Source organism: Pelosinus sp. IPA-1, assembly GCF_030269905.1.
In the GTDB taxonomy this organism is placed as follows: Bacteria; Bacillota; Negativicutes; order DSM-13327; family DSM-13327; genus Pelosinus.
The window spans coordinates 390,372-412,872 of the sequence record NZ_BSVC01000003.1; the positions used below are offsets into that span (position 1 = coordinate 390,372).

Sequence of the window (22,501 nt, forward strand, 5' to 3'; positions counted from 1 at the left end):
TTGGTGCTGGTCTTTATATTATTTAGAGGGCAGATATAGAAGAAACACTATTTGTTATTAAAAGCTCTTTTTTTAAATATAGTAATTCTTTTTATAAAGAAGGAAATTGGTATTCAAGAAAATTTGGAAATGGAATCAAAAGTTTCCAAATACTTGCTTTTGGAATATGAAATGGAAACGAAAGTTTACAAAACATACAAATAAGACTGAAAAATCTGAATTGTTTAATTGGCACGCTTTTTGCATTCAATAATCGTGTAAGTACTATAATTTATTATGGTGGAGGGGTTTTATCATGATTATTGGTGTAGCTAAAGAGATTAAGAACAATGAAAGTCGCGTAGGTTTAACACCAGCTGGTACTGAGGCGTTGTATAGGGCAGGACACACCGTCCTGGTTGAAAAGAGTGCTGGTATCGGCAGCGGTTTCTCCGATGAAAGTTATCAAGAAACCGGAGGTGTCATTGTTGCAGATAAAAAGGAATTATTTGATAAAGCTGAAATGATTATTAAGGTAAAAGAGCCGCTAGAAGCAGAATATGGGCTCTTTCATGAAGGACAAATTCTGTATACGTATCTGCATTTAGCTCCAGAGCCTAAATTGACGAAAGCATTACTAGAGAAGAAAGTCATTGGGATTGCCTACGAAACAATTGTAGGACGTAATAATTCATTACCATTACTATCACCTATGAGTGAAGTAGCAGGTCGCATGTCAGTGCAAATCGGCGCACAACTTCTGGAAAAACCTTGGGGAGGCAAAGGTATACTCTTAGGTGGCGTACCTGGTGTAGAGTCAGCCCAAGTGGTTATTATTGGTGGTGGTATCGTGGGTACTAATGCGGCTAAAATGGCTGTTGGTATGGGTGCTCGTGTTACTATACTTGATAAATCGACAGATCGTCTCGCTTATCTGGATGATATTTTTGGTGGTAGAGTGACGACTGTAATGTCCAATAGTTATAATATTGCTAGTTGGGTTAAAAAAGCTGATCTTTTAGTTGGGGCAGTATTGATTCCAGGTGCGAAGGCTCCAAAATTGGTTAGTGAGGAAATGGTTAAAACCATGGAAGCAGGTTCAGTTATTGTGGATGTAGCAATTGATCAGGGGGGATCTATAGCTACTATTGATCGTGTTACAACTCACAGTGAACCTACCTATACTAAACATGGTATAGTGCATTATTCCGTAGCTAATATGCCTGGTGCAGTTTCTCGCACTTCTACATTAGCTTTGACAAATGCTACTTTGAACTTTGCACTGCAGATTGCCAATAAAGGGTGGAAACAAGCTGTGATGGATAATGAGGGACTAGCCAAAGGTGTTAATGTATTGGACGGTAATGTTACCTATAAAGCAGTAGCTGACTCCTTGAATTTGCCATATATCCCTTTGGAAGATTTAATCGGTAAATAGTGAATTGTTGATCAATTACCTAGAGTTAAGGTTGGAAGTGTAAAAGATAGAATTGAAAAAAATATTATCTGATAAATTCATGTAGTGGTATTGGGAAGGCGATCGTAAAAGCGTTTAGGTTTTGTGATCCTCTTCCATCCTATTTTCGGTATAGTAAATTAGATATTTGCTTTGTATGTATAGTAAACATCTAAAATATACAAATATTAGTGAAAAAAGGAGCTTCTATGAATCAATCAAACAATGAGTCGCAAGAAAAAGAGTTACGAGCTGATCTTGGACTGATTTCAGCATTATCCTTGGTAGTTGGTATGGTATTAGGTGCTGGTGCATTTATGAAACCGCCAGCAGTATTAGCTGCAGCAGGAGATTTTAATTTGGCACTGGCTGCATGGGCTATCGGTGGTCTATTTTCCATTACTGGTGGCTTGACCCTGTGTGAATTAGGTGTCTTGTTTCCACGTACAGGCGGTATTTTTGTTTATTTGGAAGAACTATATGGTCCTAGAGTGTCATTCCTATATGGTTGGATGCTTAGCGTAATTTTTGGACCGGCGTTAGTTGGAGCCCTTACTGGGTATTTTAGTTCTGTATTTTGCTTGTTGTTTGATATTCCAGATTCTTATCGCGGCGTCGCAGGAGCGACAGCCTTAGCTTTTATTACTTTCGTGAACTCTATTGGTGTAAAAGAGGCCGGATATTTACAAACAATGGCAACTTTTTGTAAACTGATTCCGATTATTTTATTAACCCTTTTTGGCATTTTCAAGGGGAATGGACAGGTAGCTTTATTCGGAGCCAGCGGTGGAGCAATCACGACAACCGCTCCTTTTTCAGTTGCCGTTCTTGCTACTTTATTTGCCTATGATGGTTGGGCTCAGGTTGCATCTGTAGCTGGTGAAATCAAGAATCCTAGTAAGATATTGCCCAAGGCCATTATCGGAGGGGTATCGTTTCTAATCATCGTTTATATAAGTATTAATATTGCAATGTTCAAGATGTTTCCTGTAAGTGAAATGGTTGCTCTTGGCCATGATGCATCTTCCATAGCAGCGCAAAGGATGTTCGGTTTGGTGGGGGGGAATCTAATTGCCGTCGGAATTATGATTTCTATTTTGGGTGGTCTTAATGGATATATTATGACATTATCCCGTAATATCTATATTATGGGGAAACGGGGCCAGATTTTCGGCGCTTCTATTTTGAGCAAGATTGATAAAGACAGCAATGCACCAGTGAATGCTATGTTGATGTTAGTAGTAAGCTCTTTTATATATTGTCGCTTATTGGACGCAGATAAGCTTTCTGATATTGCCATGTTTTCTATTTGGCTATTTTATTTACTGGCTTTCTTTGGCGTTTTTATTGCTCGAAAGACTCATAAACATGTACCACGCACATATAAAGTGCCTTTATATCCAGTTGTGCCTCTTATCGCAATCAGCGGTGCCGTATATGTAATTTATGGGATGTTGAGTAGCCAATTCCTCAATGGAATTATCTCTATTGGTCTTACTCTATCTGGGCTGCCGTTATACTATTATTTGAATAGAAGCGAAAAAGGTACGAGTTTGCTGCCAAAGCTGAAAACAAAATATGTAGTTGGTTTATCTTCCTTGTTTGTAATCGGATTGTTGATGTTATCAGTGCGTGTATTTGATCATCGTGAAGAAGTTCATATCGGTATTGTGCCCGCATTTGCACCATTTGCTTATGAGGATCAGACAGGTAAACTTACCGGCTTTGATATTGAGTTGATGAATATCGTAGCGGAAAAATCCGGTTTTAAAATTAGTTATCGTGCTATTTCATTGGATTCTATTTTTGATGCAGTAAGTAATGAATATGTTGATGCAGCAGTATGTTCTTTATCAGTAACGCCGGAGCGACAAAAAAATGTCAATTTTACGAATCCATATATTGAAAAAGGTGGTTTAGCCTTGTTGGTAAAACAGGGGGAAGCAGCTTTAAATACAAAAGATTTAACTGGTAAGGTAGTGGGTGTACCAAGTGGTTCGACGGGTGAAACATTTATTCGCAATACAGGTAATGCAAAAGTGCAGATTTTTCATTCTAATGTCGATATGATCAAAGCATTTAATCAAGGATGGGTAGATGTAATTGTTTTTGATAAGTTAATTTTAAAACATTTTTTAGCGCAAAAAATGATTACCCAGCCAGTAATTATTCAAGGAATAAACCAAGAAGAATATGCCATTGCATTTTCAAATAAGCATAAAGTGATGGGTGAAAAATTCAATAAGGTCTTAGCTGAGATGAAGAAAAGTGGTGAACTAGATGTACTATATCAGAAGTGGTTTAGTGACAGTGTAAGTATTAACTAAAAGGAGATACTATCATGAAGTCTACAAATGTTTGTGAACAGTTGAAACGTGTATCTAAAAAGCTTAGTAACATTAAGGCGAGTGACCTTGAAGGGGCTGCAGATGCATTTAAATATATTTTATATTGCGAAATGGAAACTATGAAGCTTTATGATGACATAAAAGATGAAGTATTAAGGGTTTTTAGTGAAGATTTGACGGATGAAGAATTTAGAAGACAAATGGACTACGCAATTGAAAATCTGAGGGGTAGTTAATTATTATCTAAGAAGATGATGCGAGTTTTTGGGGAAGCCATACTGAAAGTATGACTTCCGTTATTTGTGACAATGATATCAGAGCAAAACAGCACGAAATCCTGCTAGCTTAATCGTAAGACTAGCAGGATTTTTATTTATATTTTGTTAAGTAATTAATTTGTGCGAGGAGCTCTGAAGCAAAGGTCTCAAAAATGTTCAGTGCTTTTTCCGTGCTGGATTTAACAAATTTATGGGTAACCTTATAACATATTCGATCAGGCGGAGGATCAAGTAATTTTTGAACGGTATATTTGTTGGTTGCTGTTGTGGCTTGCGCGATTGACAAGGGAACAATTGCCCACTGTCCAGGTGTTCGTAGTAGGGGCAAAACCATTGGGCCGTTACTGACTTGAATATGCGTCGACTGAAGAGGATTCCACCATTTGTTATGCCAGAGTTGATAGGATGGAAACCAGTTATGGTACAATTCATCACGTGGATTTAATTGCTGTGGATGAATACTTGGAATAGAAGTGTTCTCTGGTGAGGCTAAGCGAATCAGGACCATAGGCTCTGCAAAGAATGGAGAAACTTCAATATTGTTTATGATCCTCTCGTGTAAGACAAAAGCAATATCAATTGCTCGTTGTTCAACTAAGGCATAAAGATCAGTGGAATTTTGAGTATAAATGTTTAGTCGCATGGTTGGATGTTGGTGGATTATTTGCTCATAAATATTCGGCAATAAATAAGTGTTTACACTATCAACAGCTCCAATTGATAAAGACAGACTAGTACGTGATTTTAATGATTGGGTTTCTAACAATAAATGAGCCCATTTTTCGGCAATTAGAATGAAATCTTCACCTGCAGGAGTAAGTGTAATGGTTTTTAATCCTTTGCGTCGTTGAATAAGAACTAGATCAAGTTCTTGTTCAAGATTTTTGAGGCGGTGACTCACCGCAGATTGGGATAAATGAAGAATTTCAGCAGCCTTTGTTAAACTCTGATTAGAGACAACTGCTAAGAATGCTTGAATATCATCAATATTCATTATTGATTACTCCTCATACCTAAATATTAAAAAAATGCATATTATTAATGTATTTCATTTGTTTTACTTTAAGTATAAGTACTGTCTATAATTAACTCAAGAGCAATTAGAATAAATAATAGACAGAGAATAAAAGAAGATTTGCAATGACACTGATTAAATCAGCATGGCTTATTATTCTACTGACAAACAAAGGAGGTACGAAGGGTGCGAGCTTGCAGTTTTGTATGTAGTGTTGCTGTACTGTTTCTATGCATTGATCAATTTTACAGTGGGCTTAATTGGGGACGACTTTTTATCGGTGGTTTTGTGGTTGTTGCCATATGGACAGACTGTGAATGTTGGTTACGCTATAAGATAAGACATAGAAGACATGGTTGATGAAAAAATGGAAGTATTTGCGATTGGTAAAATGGGAGGACAATAGTTGTGGATCATATTAGTTTAGAAATGCTTAGTTTTTTATTGGGAGTAGGTTTTGTTGCTGCTTTTATAGACTCTGTTGTTGGCGGCGGAGGTTTAATCTCTATGCCGGCATTGTTGATGACAGGATTACCTCCTAGCGTTGTATTGGGGACTAACAAATTAGCTTCGATATGTTGTTCCAGTACGAGTAGCATATCATTCTTACGCTCAGGGAAGATGGATCTTGGATTAGTTAAATATCTTTTTCCGTTGTCTCTAATTGGATCCATATTGGGAGCATACACGGTGAAACTGATTCCCTCCGAATTTTTAAAGCCACTAGTGGTAGTCATGCTAATTTTGGTAGCGATTTATACGTTTTTAAAGAAGGATTGGGGAGATGAGTCTACTTACGAAGGTATTAATAAAAGAGCAGGTGTCTTAGCAGGTTGTGCTGCTTTTATTTTGGGCTTTTATGACGGCTTTTTCGGCCCAGGAGAAGGAACATTTTTAATTTTTGTATTTTTGACCCTTGGTTTTGATTTTGTGGTAGCTGCGGGAAATGCCAAAGCGCTCAATTTAGCGAGCAACCTGGGGGCGGTTGCAATATTTATACTAGGCAGTTCAGTCAATTATATTTATGGTTTTAGTATGGGCATTGCAATGATTTTTGGTGCTATCGCAGGTTCAAGGTTTGCTATTGCCAAAGGTGCTACTTATGTTAAACCACTATTTATCTTGGTGACAACGTTATTAATAGGTAAGCAATTATTAGATATTTTACATTGATATGGTTGCTATAAATCTAATAGTTTAGGCATGGAAGCAGGCGAACCGTCGGCTCCTTCTATAGACTGAGAGGTCAGCGGATAAAATTCGCTGACCTCTCAGTCTGTACTATCTGTTTTGGCAGCCGTAAATCCAACAGGGACTTATTCATTTTTGTATGTCTACTTTTTCGGAGGCACTAGTATTTTGTATTCTGCTGTACGCAACCTTGATAAAGAAAGCAAGGTTTGATATAATGAACATGATTTTAAAATTAGTACCAGGTAATAGTATCTGGATATATAATCTAGTGTAAATTTGGAGGGAATATAGATGAAAACAGTTTCAGAGAAAATTGAGGATTTAAAGAGACGGCAAGAGACAATTAAATTGGGCGGTGGTGCAAAGCGTATTGAAAAACAGCATGCTAGTGGTAAGATGACTGCCCGTGAACGTATCGAAAGACTTCTTGATCCGAATACTTTTATTGAATTTGATCAGTTTGTAAAACACCGTTGTATCAATTTTGGTATGGAAAAACAAGAAAGCCCTGGTGAAGGGGTAGTAACTGGCTATGGTACGGTCAATGGACGGCTCGTGTATGTTTTTGCCCAAGATTTTACGGTAGTCGGAGGTTCCTTAGGGGAAATGCATGCTGCTAAAATTGTAAAAGTGCAGGAAATGGCATTGAAGATGGGAGCACCTATTATTGGCATTAATGATTCTGGTGGAGCGCGGATCCAAGAAGGAATTGATGCGCTGGCAGGATATGGGGATATCTTTTTTAATAACACCATGGCCTCAGGTGTTATTCCACAGATCTCTGTTATTATGGGACCTTGTGCGGGCGGTGCCGTTTATTCTCCAGCATTAACTGATTTTATTTATATGGTAGATAAAACGAGTCAAATGTTTATTACAGGACCACAAGTTATTAAAACTGTGACAGGTGAAGAGGTGTCGGCTGAAACCTTAGGAGGAGCCATGACTCATAATGAGATATCAGGGGTTGCTCATTTTGTAACAGCCAATGATGAAGAGTGTCTGGAACAGATTCGTTATTTATTAAGCTTTTTACCAAGCAATAATTTGGAAGCTCCGCCTAGATATGAGACTGAGGATAAAGCAAATCGCATGGAAGAAGCCTTAAATTCGTCTATTGCAGATGATCCTAGTATCCCTTATGATATGAAAAACATTATAAAAATGATTGTGGATAATGGGGAATTTTACGAAGCTCAACCTTTTTTTGCCCAGAATATCATCACTTGCTTTGCTCGTCTAGATGGCAAAAGTGTAGGGATTATTGCGAGCCAGCCTAAGGTAATGGCTGGATGTATGGATATTAACACATCGGATAAATGCGCTCGATTTATCCGTTTCTGCGATGCTTTTAATATTCCCCTAGTTAATTTAGTAGATGTTCCTGGTTTCTTGCCAGGTACTAGCCAAGAATATGGTGGTATTATTCGCCATGGCGCCAAAGTATTGTATGCTTATTCAGAAGCTACAGTACCAAAAGTCACTGTAATCACTCGTAAATCTTATGGTGGGGCATATATTGGTATGTGCTCAAGGCACTTAGGTGCTGATATGGTTTTTGCATGGCCAACAGCAGAAATTGCTGTTATGGGACCCGCAGGAGCAGCGAATATTATTTTTCGCGGTGATGCAGAAGTAGTGGAAAAAACTCAGAAATATGTAGAAGAGTTCGCTACTCCTTATAAGGCGGCAGAACGAGGTTTTGTAGATATGATTATTGAACCTAAAGAAACGAGAGCACGTATTATTGAGGCCCTTAAAATGCTCGAAACAAAAACTGAAACCAGACCGGCCAAAAAACATGGTAATATGCCTTTATAAGAGAGACAAGAAAAAATAAAGGATTTGGTAGTGAAGTGGGAGAGGATAGTCGTTAACGATAAATAATAATTCACCATTAATTTATCGTCATCTGCAAACTAAATCTGAGTAGGAATATATTGTATTTCTGTGTTAGCAAAGACGGATTGGGACAGACAAGTTAATATATGGCCTAGAAGATAATATTAGCTATAAGATCAGCGTTTTCTGCCGAATAAAAAGAGATGATCAAACCAATATATACGACAAACTTCTGCAAAGCAGCCCAGCCTTGCAGGAGTTTTGTATTTTAATGGTAAATAGAATAGAAATATGGTATTGTTTTTCAAAGAAAAACTTCTAATTTATGTATTGCGTACATGAGATAAGGAGATAGGAGTGACTCAAAAGAACTGTTCCTTTGAGTTTTATATTCAACATGAATTTAAATAAGGAATAATATCCATAAGGCAATATCAGGGATGGCTTAGAGGGGATGTTTAGTTATATTTAACGGTTTCAAGTGAGGTGGCAGTAATTATTTCTGATGAAGAACTTGCAAGGCAATTGCAGCAGGGAAACGAGGCCGCTTTGGAGACTATTGTTTCTCGCTACCATTCTAAGCTATTTTCATATATCTATCGAATGAGTAAAAATTATCATAGTGCTAACGATATTACTCAAGAGGTATTTATCAAAATATGCCGGAATATAAAACAGTACAATCCAGAGTTTCTTTTCAAAACGTGGATTTATACAATTGCGTCAAACACATGTAAGGACTATTTGAAAAGCGCATATGTGCAAAAAACGATTCCTGGTTTTGAGATGTGTGATAATATTAGGGATTATGAGGATACGCCGGAAGAATTTTTACAGAAACAGGATGAACGGGAAGCGATTATGGAAGTTCTCAATCAATTGGGAGACATTCACCGTGAAGTAGTTGTCCTTCGTTTTTATGAAGAATTAAAGATGGAAGAAATAGCTTTAGTATTGAATATTCCTGTAGGCACAGTTAAATCAAGATTATCTAATGGCTTACATAATCTTAAAAAACTGCTTAAAGAGGGGGGCGAGGAACTTGGATAAATATCAAGAAATTCTTAACGAAATTGATAAGGATGGGAATGATGAAGAAATGGTTGTTGTTTTAAATAAACTATCCGAATATACCGTTCCTGAGCCTACTGCTGCGATGACCAGCAGCTTGCTCTATAACCTCAAAGCAGTTTTGCAGGAAAATGATAGTAGTGATGATGTTCCAATTCTTAAACCTGTTAATAGAGTAGCGGTAGAACGACCTGCTAGTGATGGCAGTCTACTTTCTGTCCTACGTCTGGTGAAACCCCAGTTAGATATTCTGAGTTGGCGGTTTATGGCGATGACTAGTTTGATCATATTTGCAGGCATTTTTTTAACAAATGGTGATAAAAATTCGTTGATTTTTTTAACAAATGGAGCGCCGATTTTAGGCTTGTTGACACTTTTTTATGAACATAGGGCAGAGTTTCATGGCACAAATGAACTGGAAGCGTCTTGTCCTTATACACCAGCCCAATTGGCTAGTGCAAGAATTATTGTAACCTTGGGATATACCATCATTGTTTGTATGATTGCTACGGGTATGATTTCCGTTTCTGATATGCTGACAAATGAAAAAATACTATTATGGCAGACTATCCTTGCATGGTTAGCACCCATGGTGTTTTTCTTAGGTGTTGCGTTGGCTGTTTCTTTGCGTTTGGGTGTTATGTATGGTTGTGGTTTGGCATTTGTCATATGGGTAACGCAAATTATTTTAGCACAAAGTGATGTTGGAAAAGGTTTGATACAAATCAGTCTAGTTGGAAACGGTTTGATACAGCGGATGCCAATGATATTTTTAGTGATAGGTCTCCTGCTTATTGCAATGCATATACGTTATTTGCGTATTGAAAATATGGATTATTCCCAAGAGGGATAAAAGAGAGAGAGGAATATGTTAGAATTATCGTCCATTGCAAAGTGTTTTAAAAAGAATTGTGTGATAAATGATATTTCCCTTTCTTTACCTAAGGGACTGCATCTGTTGACTGGACCTAATGGGGCGGGTAAAACAACTTTATTGCGCATCCTTGCGGGAATAATTGCGCCAACAACTGGTCAAGTATCCCTTAATGGAATTTTTCTCACTAATGCTAGTGTCAGGTTTAAAGCCCATATGGGATACTTGCCTCAGAAATTTGGGGTTTATCCTGAAATGACCGCACAAAAATTTTTAAGGTATTTTGCAGAATTAAAGGGGATTCCCGCTTCTATTGCTACACAAAAGGTTGAAGAGGTAATGGACATTGCAAAAATTACTTCTTTTCATAACAAAGCCTTGGGTGACTGGACAAAAGGGATGCGTCAGAAGATTGGGATCGCTCAGGCATTATTAAATGATCCGGATCTTCTCTTGATGGATGAGCCATTATCAGGTCTTGATCCGGAAGAACGGCATTATTTTTGTAAATTATTTTCGCAATTATCCTCTAAACGTATTGTCCTATTAAGCACCCATATCATTTCAGAATTAACTGCTTTGGCAGATAGTATCATGCTGTTACATAAGGCAAAACTACGATTTAAAGGTCCAATCCCTGTAATGATGGACACTGCCAGGGGTTTTGTCTGGCGAGCTATTCTGTCTGAGGGCGAGTGGAATGATAAAAAAAACCAATTTATAATCAGTAATTTACGGGCTGAGAACGGTTTGTATGAAGTAAGGATCATTAGCGATGTTAGGCCGGAGATTACGGGAGTGTGTTCTGTGGAGCCCACCTTGGAGGATGCGTATATCTATCTAGTATCCCAGGGTGATTCAGAATGAGAAAGAAATGGTATTTATGATGATAGAGATTAATAATCTTAGTAAAAGATATAACAACAATTGTATGGCACTGGACGATATTACTTGCAGTATAGGCACAGGTGTATTCGGTCTCTTAGGGGAAAATGGTGCGGGGAAAAGTACCTTGTTAAAGATTCTGGCGACGATGATTGAGCCTACGGGTGGTAAGGTAACTGTTAATGGTTTAGATCTATGTTCAGAGAAAGCCGTAATTCGTAATCAATTGGGGTATTTACCCCAAGAATTTGGTTTTTACTCTAGGTTGACCGGTTTTGAGATGCTCGAGTATTTTGCAGTATTAAAAGGGATAACAAATAAACAAGCAAGAAAAACACAGGTGAATGAGGTTATTGAGCTAGTTAATCTTGCAGAGGTTAGGAATAAAAGGATTTCCACATATTCCTTTGGCATGAAACAGAGGCTGGGATTTGCGCAAGCTTTATTGGGCAAACCTCAGCTTTTGATCATGGATGAACCTACAGCAGGACTTGACCCTGTCGAGCGCAACAAGATCCGCAATATAATCAGTGAACTGGGACGTAAGATAACCATTGTTTATTCTACCCATATCCTTGCTGACATTGAAGCTTGTTGTTCGGAGCTTGCTGTATTACGTCAAGGAAGTTTGGTGTTCCAAGGAAAGCCGGATGAACTTGTTAAGTTGGCCACAGGAATGAGTTGGCAGATAAAAGATACTGCCAGTGCAAAAGACGGTTATATGGCATTGATGGAATCGGCGAGGTAAGAGGAATATGAATAATATAATGGCGATTGCCTTGCAAGAAATGAGATTAGGCATAAAGGGTGTTGGCTATTGGGTACTTGTAGTTTTAGTCAATTGTCTTTTACTTTATTCTTTATATGAGGATCAATCGTTTGCGCTTAGAGCCACAGTATTTTTCTATATGTTTTTTGTCTTTTGGAATATCGGTATGATTGCCAGGGATTGGCGCAGTGGCGCGGCAGAGATTGTTAATACACTTCCTTGTAAGGATTGGGAGTTGCTGCTAGGGAGAGCAGTGGGCAGTTTTTTGCTTTTAGGTCTGCTGGGTATGCAGATGTTTTTAGTCGTAACGACTATGGTACTGTTCGTTTTTCCTACGCCGATGCCCTTTTTTGACCTGCTATGGAACTATTGGTTGAACTATTTTTTGATCAGTATCAATTCAATATGCATCACTTTGTTTATAGAGACTATCTGTCGTTCGAGTATTTTTTTAGCCACCTTGATAACCGCTTTTTATCTAATATTGATTAACATTCTTGATGGTGATCATAATACCTTATTGCCATATTGGTTACCACCGATAAATTTGGCTGATAATCTGGCAGCTACAGAATTTCCTTCACAGCTTACAGAGCGCTTTCCTAAGAATGGATTTATACCAATGATGTTGTGTCAGCAACTGGGGCTTTCCTCAATGTTGTTTTTAGTCAGTTATTATTTTTACAGTAAGCGGCGTTCTTTGAGGAAATTGCGATTATCATACATACTGCTAGTAACAACTGCCTTTGCTGTATTTTTATCTGGCTCTATTCTATTCGTCCTGGAGTATAAAGGGCGCGATCAAAGTTATCAAGAGTCTTTTAACAATGCGGTGGCTGATGCCGAACAAGCAGCAGATAGGTCAAATATGCTACAACCTGTTAGCTATGTAATGGATATTAAATTAAAAACAGTCTTGAACACTGTGGATTGTGATGTAAAGCTGGTTTTTAGAAATACAAGTAACAGCCAAATACAAGAGATACCTTTGACCTTAAAAAATTATTATACTGTTCAGCATGTAACAGATGGTAGTGGCAAAGAACTTGTTTGGGAAAGAAAAGGTGACTTTATTGCGGTGAAACTAAGTGCGCCCCTTGCTACCAGCGACACTATGGAAATTGATCTGGATTATTCGGGCAAAGTATGGGAGTGGTTTACGGACTATGATGCCGAGCCGCGGGGATTCATTAATTTTGTTTCACCGGCGATGACCTTGTTACGGTCTGGTCATGCATGGTATCCTGTTTTAGGTAAAAACCCGGTATACAACATTGTTGACTATCAGAGCAAATGGAGTAATGAGGCCACCCAGATATTGTCGGCGCGCAATGTCTCCCACCTGCCTGCTGCCTTTTCGATAACTGTTGAAATAGATCGGGACATGGAAGTTGTTACAGGATTACCCCTAAGAGAAGGTACATATCTTACAGAGGGAACTGGTAGGAAGTTTGCTTTTTTCAGTTCGTCTGCCCAGGACGTTTTCTTGATAGCTGCTCCTTATGTAAAAATAGCTGCCCAGAGTGGAGATATGACAACTTATTGTGCAAAACTGCATGAAGAGAACGCAAATACGATCATTACACTAGTCAACGATAGGACAACATTTTATGAAAAACTGATACCACGGGCTAACAAGCAATATTTGAATGTAGTTGAGGTGCCTCAATTCTTACTGAATAGCTGGATGGGTGAAACTGCTGAACGCAAAAGACTAGGCTTGAAAAATGCTATTTTGATCTCGGAATATTTTTTTAAATCATTGCCAAACGAAGATACGAGTGAAAAGAAATTACAAATGCTATATTTTGAAGAAGCTATTTTAAGTCTTTGGTGGCCAGCATTTGATACAAGCGACCCAGGCAATATAAGTGCCGGGATGCTTTCCTATATGCATACCTTATATAAAGAGAATATACTAGGCAAAGAGTATTATGAGGGTGTGAAACAATTTTGGTTGCAGTATAAGCCAGTGCCTAACTTGGTGTCCGGCGCGGGCGCGGATAGGGATAGAAGCCATGCCGGGGGTGACAACCTGGTTGTAAAAGAGGTTTTTTTAATCCTTGATGATATTAGGCAATCAGAGATCGGTGATGAAGGTGTAAAATCCTTTATGCAAAAGGTCCATGCAGAATCTGTTAGCACATACGACAGAGAGCTTGAGTGGCTTGATATGCTTCACATTATGGATGATTTTGGACAAGAACTTTTACAAAAAGGCTATTCCACTCAGCAAGTCAATAGGATTATGACAGAGCCAAGGCAAAAGGCGGAAACTATGAAGTTCCTAAAATTATCTTCTGTGGAAGAAGCAAGGTCATTTAAGCTTAGGGTTCGTTGATGAAAGTGTTGATTGAGATAAATAATAAATAGATGTATATAAAAAAACAAGGCACTTTTTGTGCCTTGTTTTTTTATATAAACGTTACTTTGAACCAAAGATAATTTACTCTCGTACTTATTATGGGAAAGCAAAAATTGGGGGAGTAGGTGATTTTTTTGAAGCGTTTATGGCTAATAATTACTGTTCTCCTTTTAGCTTTAGGAAATAGCAGTATTGGAATTACACAGTGGGCTGGAGTAGAATTGCTTGCTGTGACTGGATCTTATGCAGTAGGCACAGTGGTTCTACCTATGGTTGATTCGGGGCTACCTAGCGTGTATGCCGATGGAAGTTTTTCTAAGCACTGGGCATTTATGACCCAGATATGGTATCCAGCAAACAGAGGTGTAGTGAGTCCAAGAGTACATATATGGATGAAGCTACTGCATTCCAGGAGTGGATAAAAACATCCGGATTCAGATTAAGCAAAGAGTATTATGAGGGTGTGAAACAATTTTGGTTGCAGTATGTCTTGTTTGTTTATAAAAAAATAGGTTAATTGAACCAAAGCAAATTTATTCTCGTAATTATTATGGGAGAGCAAAAGTTTAGGAAGTAGGTGATTTTTTTGAAGCGTTTATGGTTGATGGTAATGGTTTTATTTCTAGCGTTAGGAAATAGCAGTGTTGGATTGGCAGAGTGGGCCGGAGTTGAGTTACCTGCTGTGACTGGACCTTATGGAGTAGGCACAGTGGTTCTACCTATGGTTGATTCGGGTCGACCTGGCGTGTATGCCGATGGAACTTCTTCTAAGCATCGGGAATTTATGACCCAGATCTGGTATCCAGCAAATAAAGGTGTAGATGGGCCCAAGAGTACATATATGGATGAGGCTACTGCCGAGTATATGCTAAAAGGAGTCAGTATTCCAGGAGTGGATAAAAACATCCGCTTTCAGATTAAGACCTATGGGGTAATTGGTGCACAAGCCGCTGCTGGTAATGAACGATTTCCAGTGTTAATTTTCTCACCAGGGTGGGGGATGAACTACTCTGTATATCAAAGTATTTTGGAAGATCTTGCTTCCCATGGATACATTGTGGTGGGAGTTAACTCTCCTAATAGTGCAGGCATCACCGTGTTTCCAGATGGGCATTATCATGTGATGCCGACTATCAATGAAAAAGAAGAGGAGGAGTACCTATCCAACCATTTTCAAGAAATAACAGATGATCTACGGTTTGTAGTCAAGCGGTTGCCATTGATTGATAGTAATCCTAGCTTGCCACTGGCTGGAAGAATCGACTTCGGGCGTGTGGGGGCTCTTGGTCACTCTTATGGTGGTGCAGCGGCTGTTGAGGCTGGCATTGAAAGCTTATGGTTGGGTGCAGTTGTCAATTTGGATGGTTCTCTTTGGGGAGAAGATTATAAAAAAGCTATTTCTAAGCCGATGATGATGGTCTGTTCTGACCGAGAAGACGTCACAATGCAAACAATATGGGCAAATCTGCCTAAGCGAAGTTATCAAGTTTGGGTTAAAGGAATGGATCATATGAGTTTTAGTGATTTAATGTTGATAACCAAGGCAATGGGACAATCGTTGGCGACTAACCCGAATCCTATTGATCCATTACGGGGGATTCAGATTAGTCGCGACTTGGTGCGAACTTTCTTTGATACAAATCTTAAACATGCCAATTCGAATCAGATGGATAAGATAAGCAGGGAATATCAGGAAGTAAAGATTGAAGAAAAGCATGCAGGCAGATAGTAAAATTTGATCTGTAATATTTTACAAAGGCGGAATAAACATGAAATGTAAGAAGAGTATTATGTTGATAGCGGTTTTAATGATTTTATCGATAAGCAGTGCCATGGCTGCCCCTAATTTTGTTTTATTGTATTCTAAAGGCGATGTAAGTGCTTACCTTGATCAAGAAAGCGTAACATATGATGGCACTATTATTGATAGTTGGCTAAAATTAAATATGAATAAGAAGTCCTATGTATTTAATTATTTATTTAACACTAAGACTAAGCAAATGAAAGCTGTAAAGCAAAGAACATATGATAGTAACAATAATCTGGTTAAAGAAGAGAATATAAATCAAGAATGGGAAAATATTGATAAGGATAACATGATTCTTTATGATAAATTGCTAGAAAAAGTAAAAAAATAATTTATTTCAGTAAAAATTTAAAAGAAATTTGTGATGTGAGACTTTTTTAAAAGGGTTACCTAAGGGTAACCCTTCTGACTTTCGTAATTAGTTTGGGGAGTAAAACTACAGGAAGGGTGAATTTTTTGAAGCGTTTATAGTTATTATTTTCTTCTTAACTTTAGAAAATACCAGAGTTGGACTGGCACAGTAGGCTGGGGTTGAATTGCCTGCCGTGACTGGGATTATATGCTGGTAGTGAAATCAATAGGGCTATCGGAAGTAGATGATAATCCTAATTCCACTGATCCGACTCGTGCGATTCAAATTAGTAGGGACTCTGTGCGAAGCTTCTTTGACGTGAATCTTAAACATGCCGATTCGAACCAGATGAATAGGATAGGCAGGGAATATCAGGAAGTTAAGCTTGAAGAAAAACGTAACTAATTTTAGAGAGCAAAAGATATAGGAAAGGTAGATTTTTTGATGAATGTGGGTTTTATATTTGATTCTGTTTTTGGGACGTTAGATAATCGCAGTGTTGGGCTGGCGCAGTGGGGTGGGTGTGCCTTGCCTGCTATGACAGGACCTTATGGAGTAGGTACAGTAGTTTTACCGATGGTTGATTCGGGACGTTCTGGAGCTTATGCTGATGGGGGTTCTTCTAAATATAGGGAATTTATGACACAGATATGGTATCCGGCGAATCGGGGAGTGGGTGGACCTAAAAGCATATACCTAGATGAGCCTACTGCCAAGTACATACTAAAGGGGACGAGTATTCCGGAATTAGATGAAATATTCCGGTTCCTAATTAAGACTCATGCAGTGGTTGGCGCGAAAATGGTGACTGACTGTGAGCGGTTTCCAGTGCTAATCTTCTCGCCAGGATGGCGAACGAGTTACTTTATATATCAAAGTGTTTTGGAGGAGCTTGCTTCTCACGGATATATCGTAATTGGGGTGAACTCCCCCAATAGCGCGTTGATCACGTCTTTCCCAAACGGACATTTTCGTGTGACGCCAGATATTCAAGATGAAAGCGTTAAAGAGAAATATAATCAGGAAGTAGTAGATGATTTAAAGTTTGTAGTCAAGCAGTTGATGCTACTTGACAGTAATAAACAATTGCCGTTGGGCGGACGAATCGACTTCGGGCGTGTTGGCTGTTTTGGACATTCTTTTGGTGGTGTAGCGGCGGTTCTGGCCGGTAGCCAAAGCCTACTGGTGGACGCGGTTGCAAACTTTGACGGTTCACTTCGGGGAGAAGGTTATAAAAAAGTTGTTTTTAAACCGATGCTGATGGTCTGGTCTGAGTTACATCACCAGGAGGATATCACCATGGAAACGATCTGGGGGAACCGTTTTCAAGGTAGTTATCAGATGGAGGTGAAAGGAACCGATCATATGAGCTTTAGTGATTACATGCTGATAGGGCAATCTATGTTGGGATATTCATTATCGGGAACTCCTGATCCCATTGATCCGACTCGGGCGATTCAGATTACTCGAGATTGTGTGCGAACCTTCTTTGATGCTAAGCTTAAACATGCTAATCCGAATGAGATGGATAGGATAGCTAGCAAATATGGGGAGGTTAAGGTTGAAAAAAGCATATTGGAAAAAAGTGCGATGTGATGCTGCCAATCCTAAAATAATAAAAAAGATTGCTGTTACTGGACTTATTTGATGATATATATAGTTCTATTACAAAACTATAAAATATGTGAACGATTAGCTTATGTAGATCGTATAAGTAGAGGATGGATGGCTTTGGTGGAATTGTTAGCACTAGTTACTGCAAAATAGAAGGTAGGGAGGATAGGAAACCGTTTTGAATTCATTACCATCTATCTATACTATATACGAGCTTATGGAGGGCATGAAAATGAAAAAAATATCTGTATTGACATTAGTAGCTACTTTATCTTTTACTGCAAGTGTGTTTGCGGAACCGCCAGTAACCGAGTTTAACAATGGTAGTGGGAGTATTGGTTTTTCGCAATGTAATTATAATGGCGAATTTGCTGGAAAAGGCAAAGAAAAAAATAAGGCAAAAGAATTTTACGGATCTTATGTATTAAGTGATAATCTGGCATTTACTGCAGATATTATGAATTCTGGTACAAAAAATATTACGGGTGTGGGAGATACTTCTTATCGGTTTAATAAAATAGGAGTTCAATATAAAATGACTGATAATATCTCTTTTTTGGTAGGGAATCTAAACAGAAATGTCGCTGTTAAAGGTGTCGATGATAGGAAAAACAGTTTATATGCGGGAGCTTCTGTCGGTCAAAGACTCAGTGACAATATGAGTGCATATGCAAGTTATGTATTTGCCTCGAAGTATTCTGATTACAATCTAGGTATAACTTATGATATTACTAAAAATATTTATTTTGATGTAGGATACCGGAACATAAAGGCAAAAAATACAGGAGCATCCGTAAATAGAGATTTTACAGCCAAAGGAATTAATTGGTCAGTTGGATATAAAATATAGCCGCTAGTTTCTATATCTTGATATACATAATAAAAGCTGTTATTTTACGTGAGTGCATTACGTAAAATAACAGCTTTTTTAGCATAGTTAGCCGTTTTATATAAAATTTTTAATGGACATCAGACTTTCTTCTATAAGATATGGCTTTAATGCCTCTCTAACATCTGCATCAATTGAATCAAGCATGGCAAATCTTTTTCTATAGAGATTGCGTTTATGTGAAACTACTTCTTCTAGACTTTTCCGAAGCTCAATGAGTGGTAGAGTGAAGAAACGTGAGTCGCTACATACTTCTCCTTGTGTTTCTTTCCAAAAATTATCCAACGATGTCTTGAGCCTTCGCTTAGAAGAAATGTGATGACTGGCCTGAAAACCATGATTAGATACTGCATAAATTAGTTCAAGTTGTAGCTGCTGAGCGATGGTACGCAAAACATAAATCATAAGGTTTTTCGGCCGATAACCGAAAAAGTGCTTTGTCAAATCACGGTTGGTTTGTAAATCTCCTTTTGAGCCTTGAAAAGCACCAATCCATAGTGCCTTTTGTCCCTTTATGTCTGAGGCGATCCAGAAAGTTACCAAATAAATTTTCTTTCCTCCCATAGTAAGTGTAACCGTCATTAAACCTTCTTTTCGATGACTGCGATTAAAATGCAGTATTAGTGAAAGAGTATCGTGTTTATATTCCTGACTCCACAGTGGAATGCCTTCCCCAAAATAGATGTGCTGCAATGCCTCTTTGGAGAATTTGCTTTCAAAAAACAGGAAACATTCTTTTAACAAGGCTATTCTTTCCTGCATGGTAGAGTCATAATAAAACCATCGACGTACCGCTTGCTCAAGGATACATGTATTCGTATTTACAATATCCCGCCTTAGTGAATTTGTCATAAAAAAATCTAATAGTTCTGCTATCAGTTTATGATTGGCCAATGACTGGATGATAAAAACCAATCTACGACAATAATTTAAATGGAATGCAAATGCTGATGAAGTACCCCAGCCTCTTCGATGTTGAATAAAAAAACTCAATTTATGTCCAAAGTCTATATATTTATGTAACATAGGTTCTCCTTCTAATAAAATTAAAAAATCTAGCAAAATATAAGTGCTCTTAATTGCAATTGGACTTCTCTAGAGAAGTGGCTACTTCTGAAGCAGAGTCTATCTTATTTATCGGTTGTGTCTTCCAACGGTTATGAAGCCAGAACCACTCACTAGGATATTTGCGAATTTGTTGTTCGATTATGGAAGTAAGTTGTTGCGTAATCTGAATAATGTCTTTTTCACGGTCGGCCGTCTTCAGCGGGCTGATAGGCTTATAAAGGCTTATCATAGGTATTCCGGCTTCAGTTTCCGATATCATTATAGGCACGATAGGTGCATTGTTCATCCGGGAAAGTACTGCTGCCCCTTTTGCCGTTGACGAGGGGCGCCCCAGGAAATCGACAAAAATACCATCGCGGTGAGCATCTTGATCCATAAATATGGAGATCGCTTTTCCTTGATTTAAAAGACGTAGGACTTTGCGAACGTTAGTTTTATACGTTACGTGAATTCCTGCACATGTTCGATACTTATTAAGTATTTGATCTCCAAAGGAATTGGTTTGTTTTTGTACCACAGCCACTAACGGGATTCCACTAATAGCCAATGCTGCACCTGCTATTTCCCAATTACCGAAATGCGCTGTTGCCAAAATGACCCCGCGGTCATGTGAAAGCGCTTCTATCAAATTTTCTTTACCGCAAATAGTTACGTAAGAAGTGATATTTTCTTTATTTAGCCTTGGTATCAATAACATTTCCATGAACATCTTACCGAATCGTTTTGTACTGAGATATGCAATTTGCAAGGCTTCTTTCTCATTTAGTGCTAGAGCGTCCATAATATTTTTTACGGCCATTTTTTTGCGATACTTTGGTAAAATGGTCCAAAACAGTTTTCCCAACAGGAGCCCGACACCTATGAATAGTTGTCGTGGCAATGACATAACGATAAAGGCAATAACTGTTATAATTCTTACCATAAAATAATCCCCCCTAATTGATAAATATACTGGTGATATAGCCAATAATTATATTACGATTCCTATAGACATAGAGTTCACTAATTCATCTTACTGCAGGGGAATTAGTGATTGGATGCACATGGCGATTGTTTTCTTGAATCGGTGTGACAATTGTAAATGAAAAAAAGGAAGTAGCGCAGTGATGCTACTTCCTTTTTAAAAAGTTTTTTAAGCGTCCGATAATAATTAATACGACGACTTTCTGTTGACTCAATCAGTTATTTACATAAGAAAAGGAAGTTGCACTTAGAAGGGGTGCAGCTTCCTTTTCTTATGTAATCCCCGATTCCCTACTAAGTGGGATCACCTGTAATTAATATATATAATTACCCTCTTTTATATAAATGGTGGTAATGTATGTAATTTTAACCCCGAATATGATATTTATCTTTTTTATCATGAGTTATACCAATCAAGTTGTGCAAAACCTTATTGGCAATCTCTGGACAAGAACGACGGAGTTTCTGAAAAGAATAAAGAGATAATACCAATATCTCCGCATCAGTGATTGCTGTAATATTCAATATATGCTTAGTACGGTTCATTAAACCAATTTCGCCCAAATGTTGACCTTGCAAAATATTATTTATGCTAGAGGACTGTAATTTTCCTGACAGCAGAATATTGAGTTCATTACACGAATCACCACAAGTCACAATAGGATCTCCAGCATAACACCGAATAATAACGCCACAAAGGTGCAAAAACTTCTTTGCTTCTCTTTCGGAAAGTCCGCGTAGTACAGGTATAACTTTATTTGGCGATCGTTCTAAACGCTGGTTCAAGCAAGCCCATAATTCCTCTTCGGTAACTAGTCGACTATTTATAACGTTTGTAGCTTCGGGAAATTCAGAACGGAACCAGTCGATAACTTGATTGTTTGACTCTCTTCTTTGGCTAGCTATGTGAAATAAAGGAGAATCTACTGCTCGCAAATGATCAATGTCATCTACTAACAAAACAAAGGGGATCTGCAAGCCGTAATCTGTATTGGTCCAATTTCGTGTATAACGACGGTATCCATAATGTTCGTGAAACGGGATTAAATGAAAATTACAGTCGCCAAAGCTGAACTGTACTTTTTTATCACAATATAGTTCATAACTTTTTTCTTCTAACAAATTATGGGCTCCAGAACGACGGTAGGGCGATGAGACCATACCTCTTGAGTTATATGCAAAAATTGGATTACCCATATCATAAAATTTTTGAAACCTATCTAAAGAAAACTCTTGAACTAATTTTGAAGGAAAATCAGCAAACTGTCCTATATTTATTCTCAAAGTTCCGATAAGCTCTGCTCCAGCTTTGGCATAGAACAGCAAGCCCCATTCGTCTAGCTCATCACATAAGAGTTTATTGCTATGATTAATAGAAATAAGAGGATGAGATATTTCTTCCGCATAAATGTGATAGCGTAAACGATATATTTCCATTTTTTCCTCTGAGGTTGTGGCAATACCGATTGTTATTGGCTTTTCTAAGGTATCTTTTGCGTAAAATGGTTTTGGGAGGGTATTATTCATAAAGTAATCTCTCCTTATCATGCGAGTAAACATAAATATTGATAGAAACACTAATTCGTTTTAGCAATACAAATAATGACACGTTTCGATATCTAATTTATAATTATTCCATTTTTAGATAAAGAACCCTTTTTCTCAAGGTTATAATTGAGAAAAAGGGTTCTTACGTAATCAAAAAAGCCTATCATTTATGGTTCCAAGCAAA

At 38.0% G+C, this 22,501-nt stretch carries 20 protein-coding genes; 16 read left to right on the top strand and 4 right to left on the bottom strand.

Annotation, left to right across the window (positions count from 1 at the left end; all coding sequences use genetic code 11):
* Positions 1-295 precede the first annotated feature (295 nt).
* The 3 genes from ald (at position 296) to QSJ81_RS08560 (ending at position 4,019) form a co-directional block, all read left to right on the top strand.
* Complete coding sequence (ald, locus tag QSJ81_RS08550) at positions 296-1,417, top strand: alanine dehydrogenase (RefSeq protein ID WP_285716992.1); 1,122 nt, start codon at positions 296-298, stop codon at positions 1,415-1,417.
* 227 nt (positions 1,418-1,644) lie between these two features.
* The gene (locus QSJ81_RS08555; RefSeq protein WP_285716993.1) at positions 1,645-3,762 is read left to right on the top strand and encodes an amino acid permease; all 2,118 of its coding nucleotides are present in this window, start codon (positions 1,645-1,647) and stop codon (positions 3,760-3,762) included.
* Positions 3,763-3,776: 14 nt separating this feature from the next.
* On the top strand, positions 3,777-4,019 hold the full coding sequence (locus tag QSJ81_RS08560; RefSeq protein WP_285716994.1) for a hypothetical protein: 243 nt from the start codon (positions 3,777-3,779) through the stop codon (positions 4,017-4,019).
* A gap of 133 nt (positions 4,020-4,152) precedes the next feature.
* Here QSJ81_RS08560 and QSJ81_RS08565 read toward each other — a convergent pair whose 3' ends face one another.
* Entirely contained in the window at positions 4,153-5,055 is a 903-nt protein-coding gene (locus QSJ81_RS08565) for a LysR family transcriptional regulator (protein ID WP_285716995.1), read from the bottom strand.
* A gap of 207 nt (positions 5,056-5,262) precedes the next feature.
* Here QSJ81_RS08565 and QSJ81_RS08570 point away from each other — a divergent pair, with 207 nt between their 5' ends.
* The 13 genes from QSJ81_RS08570 (at position 5,263) to QSJ81_RS08630 (ending at position 18,699) form a co-directional block, all read left to right on the top strand.
* The gene (locus QSJ81_RS08570; RefSeq protein WP_285716996.1) at positions 5,263-5,436 is read left to right on the top strand and encodes a hypothetical protein; all 174 of its coding nucleotides are present in this window, start codon (positions 5,263-5,265) and stop codon (positions 5,434-5,436) included.
* Between the two features lie 48 nt (positions 5,437-5,484).
* Complete coding sequence (locus QSJ81_RS08575; protein ID WP_285716997.1) at positions 5,485-6,249, top strand: TSUP family transporter; 765 nt, start codon at positions 5,485-5,487, stop codon at positions 6,247-6,249.
* Positions 6,250-6,561: 312 nt separating this feature from the next.
* Positions 6,562-8,091, top strand: coding sequence for a methylmalonyl-CoA decarboxylase subunit alpha (mmdA, locus tag QSJ81_RS08580; RefSeq protein ID WP_285716998.1), 1,530 nt, complete (start codon positions 6,562-6,564; stop codon positions 8,089-8,091).
* Between the two features lie 507 nt (positions 8,092-8,598).
* Positions 8,599-9,162, top strand: a complete 564-nt coding sequence (locus QSJ81_RS08585; RefSeq protein ID WP_285716999.1) for an RNA polymerase sigma factor — start codon at positions 8,599-8,601, stop codon at positions 9,160-9,162.
* Complete coding sequence (locus QSJ81_RS08590; protein WP_285717000.1) at positions 9,155-10,036, top strand: hypothetical protein; 882 nt, start codon at positions 9,155-9,157, stop codon at positions 10,034-10,036. Before QSJ81_RS08585 ends, QSJ81_RS08590 begins: the two co-directional genes overlap by 8 nt.
* 15 nt (positions 10,037-10,051) lie before the next feature.
* Positions 10,052-10,924: an ATP-binding cassette domain-containing protein gene (locus QSJ81_RS08595; protein ID WP_285717001.1), complete on the top strand. Its 873-nt coding sequence runs from the start codon at positions 10,052-10,054 to the stop codon at positions 10,922-10,924.
* A gap of 16 nt (positions 10,925-10,940) precedes the next feature.
* On the top strand, positions 10,941-11,690 hold the full coding sequence (locus tag QSJ81_RS08600; RefSeq protein ID WP_285717002.1) for an ABC transporter ATP-binding protein: 750 nt from the start codon (positions 10,941-10,943) through the stop codon (positions 11,688-11,690).
* Between the two features lie 7 nt (positions 11,691-11,697).
* Positions 11,698-14,052: an ABC transporter permease/M1 family aminopeptidase gene (locus QSJ81_RS08605; RefSeq protein ID WP_285717003.1), complete on the top strand. Its 2,355-nt coding sequence runs from the start codon at positions 11,698-11,700 to the stop codon at positions 14,050-14,052.
* 149 nt (positions 14,053-14,201) lie between these two features.
* Complete coding sequence (locus QSJ81_RS08610; RefSeq protein WP_285717004.1) at positions 14,202-14,498, top strand: hypothetical protein; 297 nt, start codon at positions 14,202-14,204, stop codon at positions 14,496-14,498.
* 164 nt (positions 14,499-14,662) lie between these two features.
* Complete coding sequence (locus QSJ81_RS08615) at positions 14,663-15,805, top strand: alpha/beta hydrolase family protein (protein ID WP_285717005.1); 1,143 nt, start codon at positions 14,663-14,665, stop codon at positions 15,803-15,805.
* A gap of 40 nt (positions 15,806-15,845) precedes the next feature.
* A complete protein-coding gene (locus QSJ81_RS08620) occupies positions 15,846-16,214 on the top strand; it encodes a hypothetical protein (protein ID WP_285717006.1) in 369 nt (122 codons plus the stop codon).
* Positions 16,215-16,679: 465 nt separating this feature from the next.
* Entirely contained in the window at positions 16,680-17,831 is a 1,152-nt protein-coding gene (locus tag QSJ81_RS08625) for an alpha/beta hydrolase family protein (RefSeq protein ID WP_285717007.1), read from the top strand.
* Positions 17,832-18,081: 250 nt separating this feature from the next.
* Entirely contained in the window at positions 18,082-18,699 is a 618-nt protein-coding gene (locus QSJ81_RS08630) for a hypothetical protein (RefSeq protein ID WP_285717008.1), read from the top strand.
* A 96-nt stretch (positions 18,700-18,795) separates the two neighbouring features.
* On the opposite strand, the gene QSJ81_RS08635 is transcribed toward QSJ81_RS08630, so the two are convergent.
* The 3 genes from QSJ81_RS08635 to QSJ81_RS08645 form a co-directional block, all read right to left on the bottom strand.
* Positions 18,796-19,764 (bottom strand): VirK/YbjX family protein, encoded by a 969-nt coding sequence (locus QSJ81_RS08635; RefSeq protein WP_285717009.1) that lies wholly within the window; start codon positions 19,762-19,764, stop codon positions 18,796-18,798.
* 49 nt (positions 19,765-19,813) lie between these two features.
* Entirely contained in the window at positions 19,814-20,728 is a 915-nt protein-coding gene (locus QSJ81_RS08640) for a lysophospholipid acyltransferase family protein (RefSeq protein ID WP_285717010.1), read from the bottom strand.
* A gap of 407 nt (positions 20,729-21,135) precedes the next feature.
* The gene (locus QSJ81_RS08645; RefSeq protein WP_285717011.1) at positions 21,136-22,296 is read right to left on the bottom strand and encodes a Crp/Fnr family transcriptional regulator; all 1,161 of its coding nucleotides are present in this window, start codon (positions 22,294-22,296) and stop codon (positions 21,136-21,138) included.
* Positions 22,297-22,501: the final 205 nt, after the last annotated feature.

Coding starts and splice junctions, on each gene's coding strand:
- ald (WP_285716992.1), top strand. CDS start 296: ATGATTATTGGTGTAGCTAAAGAGATTAAGAACAATGAAAGTCGCGTA.
- QSJ81_RS08555 (WP_285716993.1), top strand. CDS start 1,645: ATGAATCAATCAAACAATGAGTCGCAAGAAAAAGAGTTACGAGCTGAT.
- QSJ81_RS08560 (WP_285716994.1), top strand. CDS start 3,777: ATGAAGTCTACAAATGTTTGTGAACAGTTGAAACGTGTATCTAAAAAG.
- QSJ81_RS08565 (WP_285716995.1), bottom strand. CDS start 5,055: ATGAATATTGATGATATTCAAGCATTCTTAGCAGTTGTCTCTAATCAG.
- mmdA (WP_285716998.1), top strand. CDS start 6,562: ATGAAAACAGTTTCAGAGAAAATTGAGGATTTAAAGAGACGGCAAGAG.
- QSJ81_RS08595 (WP_285717001.1), top strand. CDS start 10,052: ATGTTAGAATTATCGTCCATTGCAAAGTGTTTTAAAAAGAATTGTGTG.
- QSJ81_RS08600 (WP_285717002.1), top strand. CDS start 10,941: ATGATGATAGAGATTAATAATCTTAGTAAAAGATATAACAACAATTGT.
- QSJ81_RS08605 (WP_285717003.1), top strand. CDS start 11,698: ATGAATAATATAATGGCGATTGCCTTGCAAGAAATGAGATTAGGCATA.
- QSJ81_RS08620 (WP_285717006.1), top strand. CDS start 15,846: ATGAAATGTAAGAAGAGTATTATGTTGATAGCGGTTTTAATGATTTTA.
- QSJ81_RS08625 (WP_285717007.1), top strand. CDS start 16,680: ATGAATGTGGGTTTTATATTTGATTCTGTTTTTGGGACGTTAGATAAT.
- QSJ81_RS08630 (WP_285717008.1), top strand. CDS start 18,082: ATGAAAAAAATATCTGTATTGACATTAGTAGCTACTTTATCTTTTACT.
- QSJ81_RS08635 (WP_285717009.1), bottom strand. CDS start 19,764: ATGTTACATAAATATATAGACTTTGGACATAAATTGAGTTTTTTTATT.
- QSJ81_RS08640 (WP_285717010.1), bottom strand. CDS start 20,728: ATGGTAAGAATTATAACAGTTATTGCCTTTATCGTTATGTCATTGCCA.
- QSJ81_RS08645 (WP_285717011.1), bottom strand. CDS start 22,296: ATGAATAATACCCTCCCAAAACCATTTTACGCAAAAGATACCTTAGAA.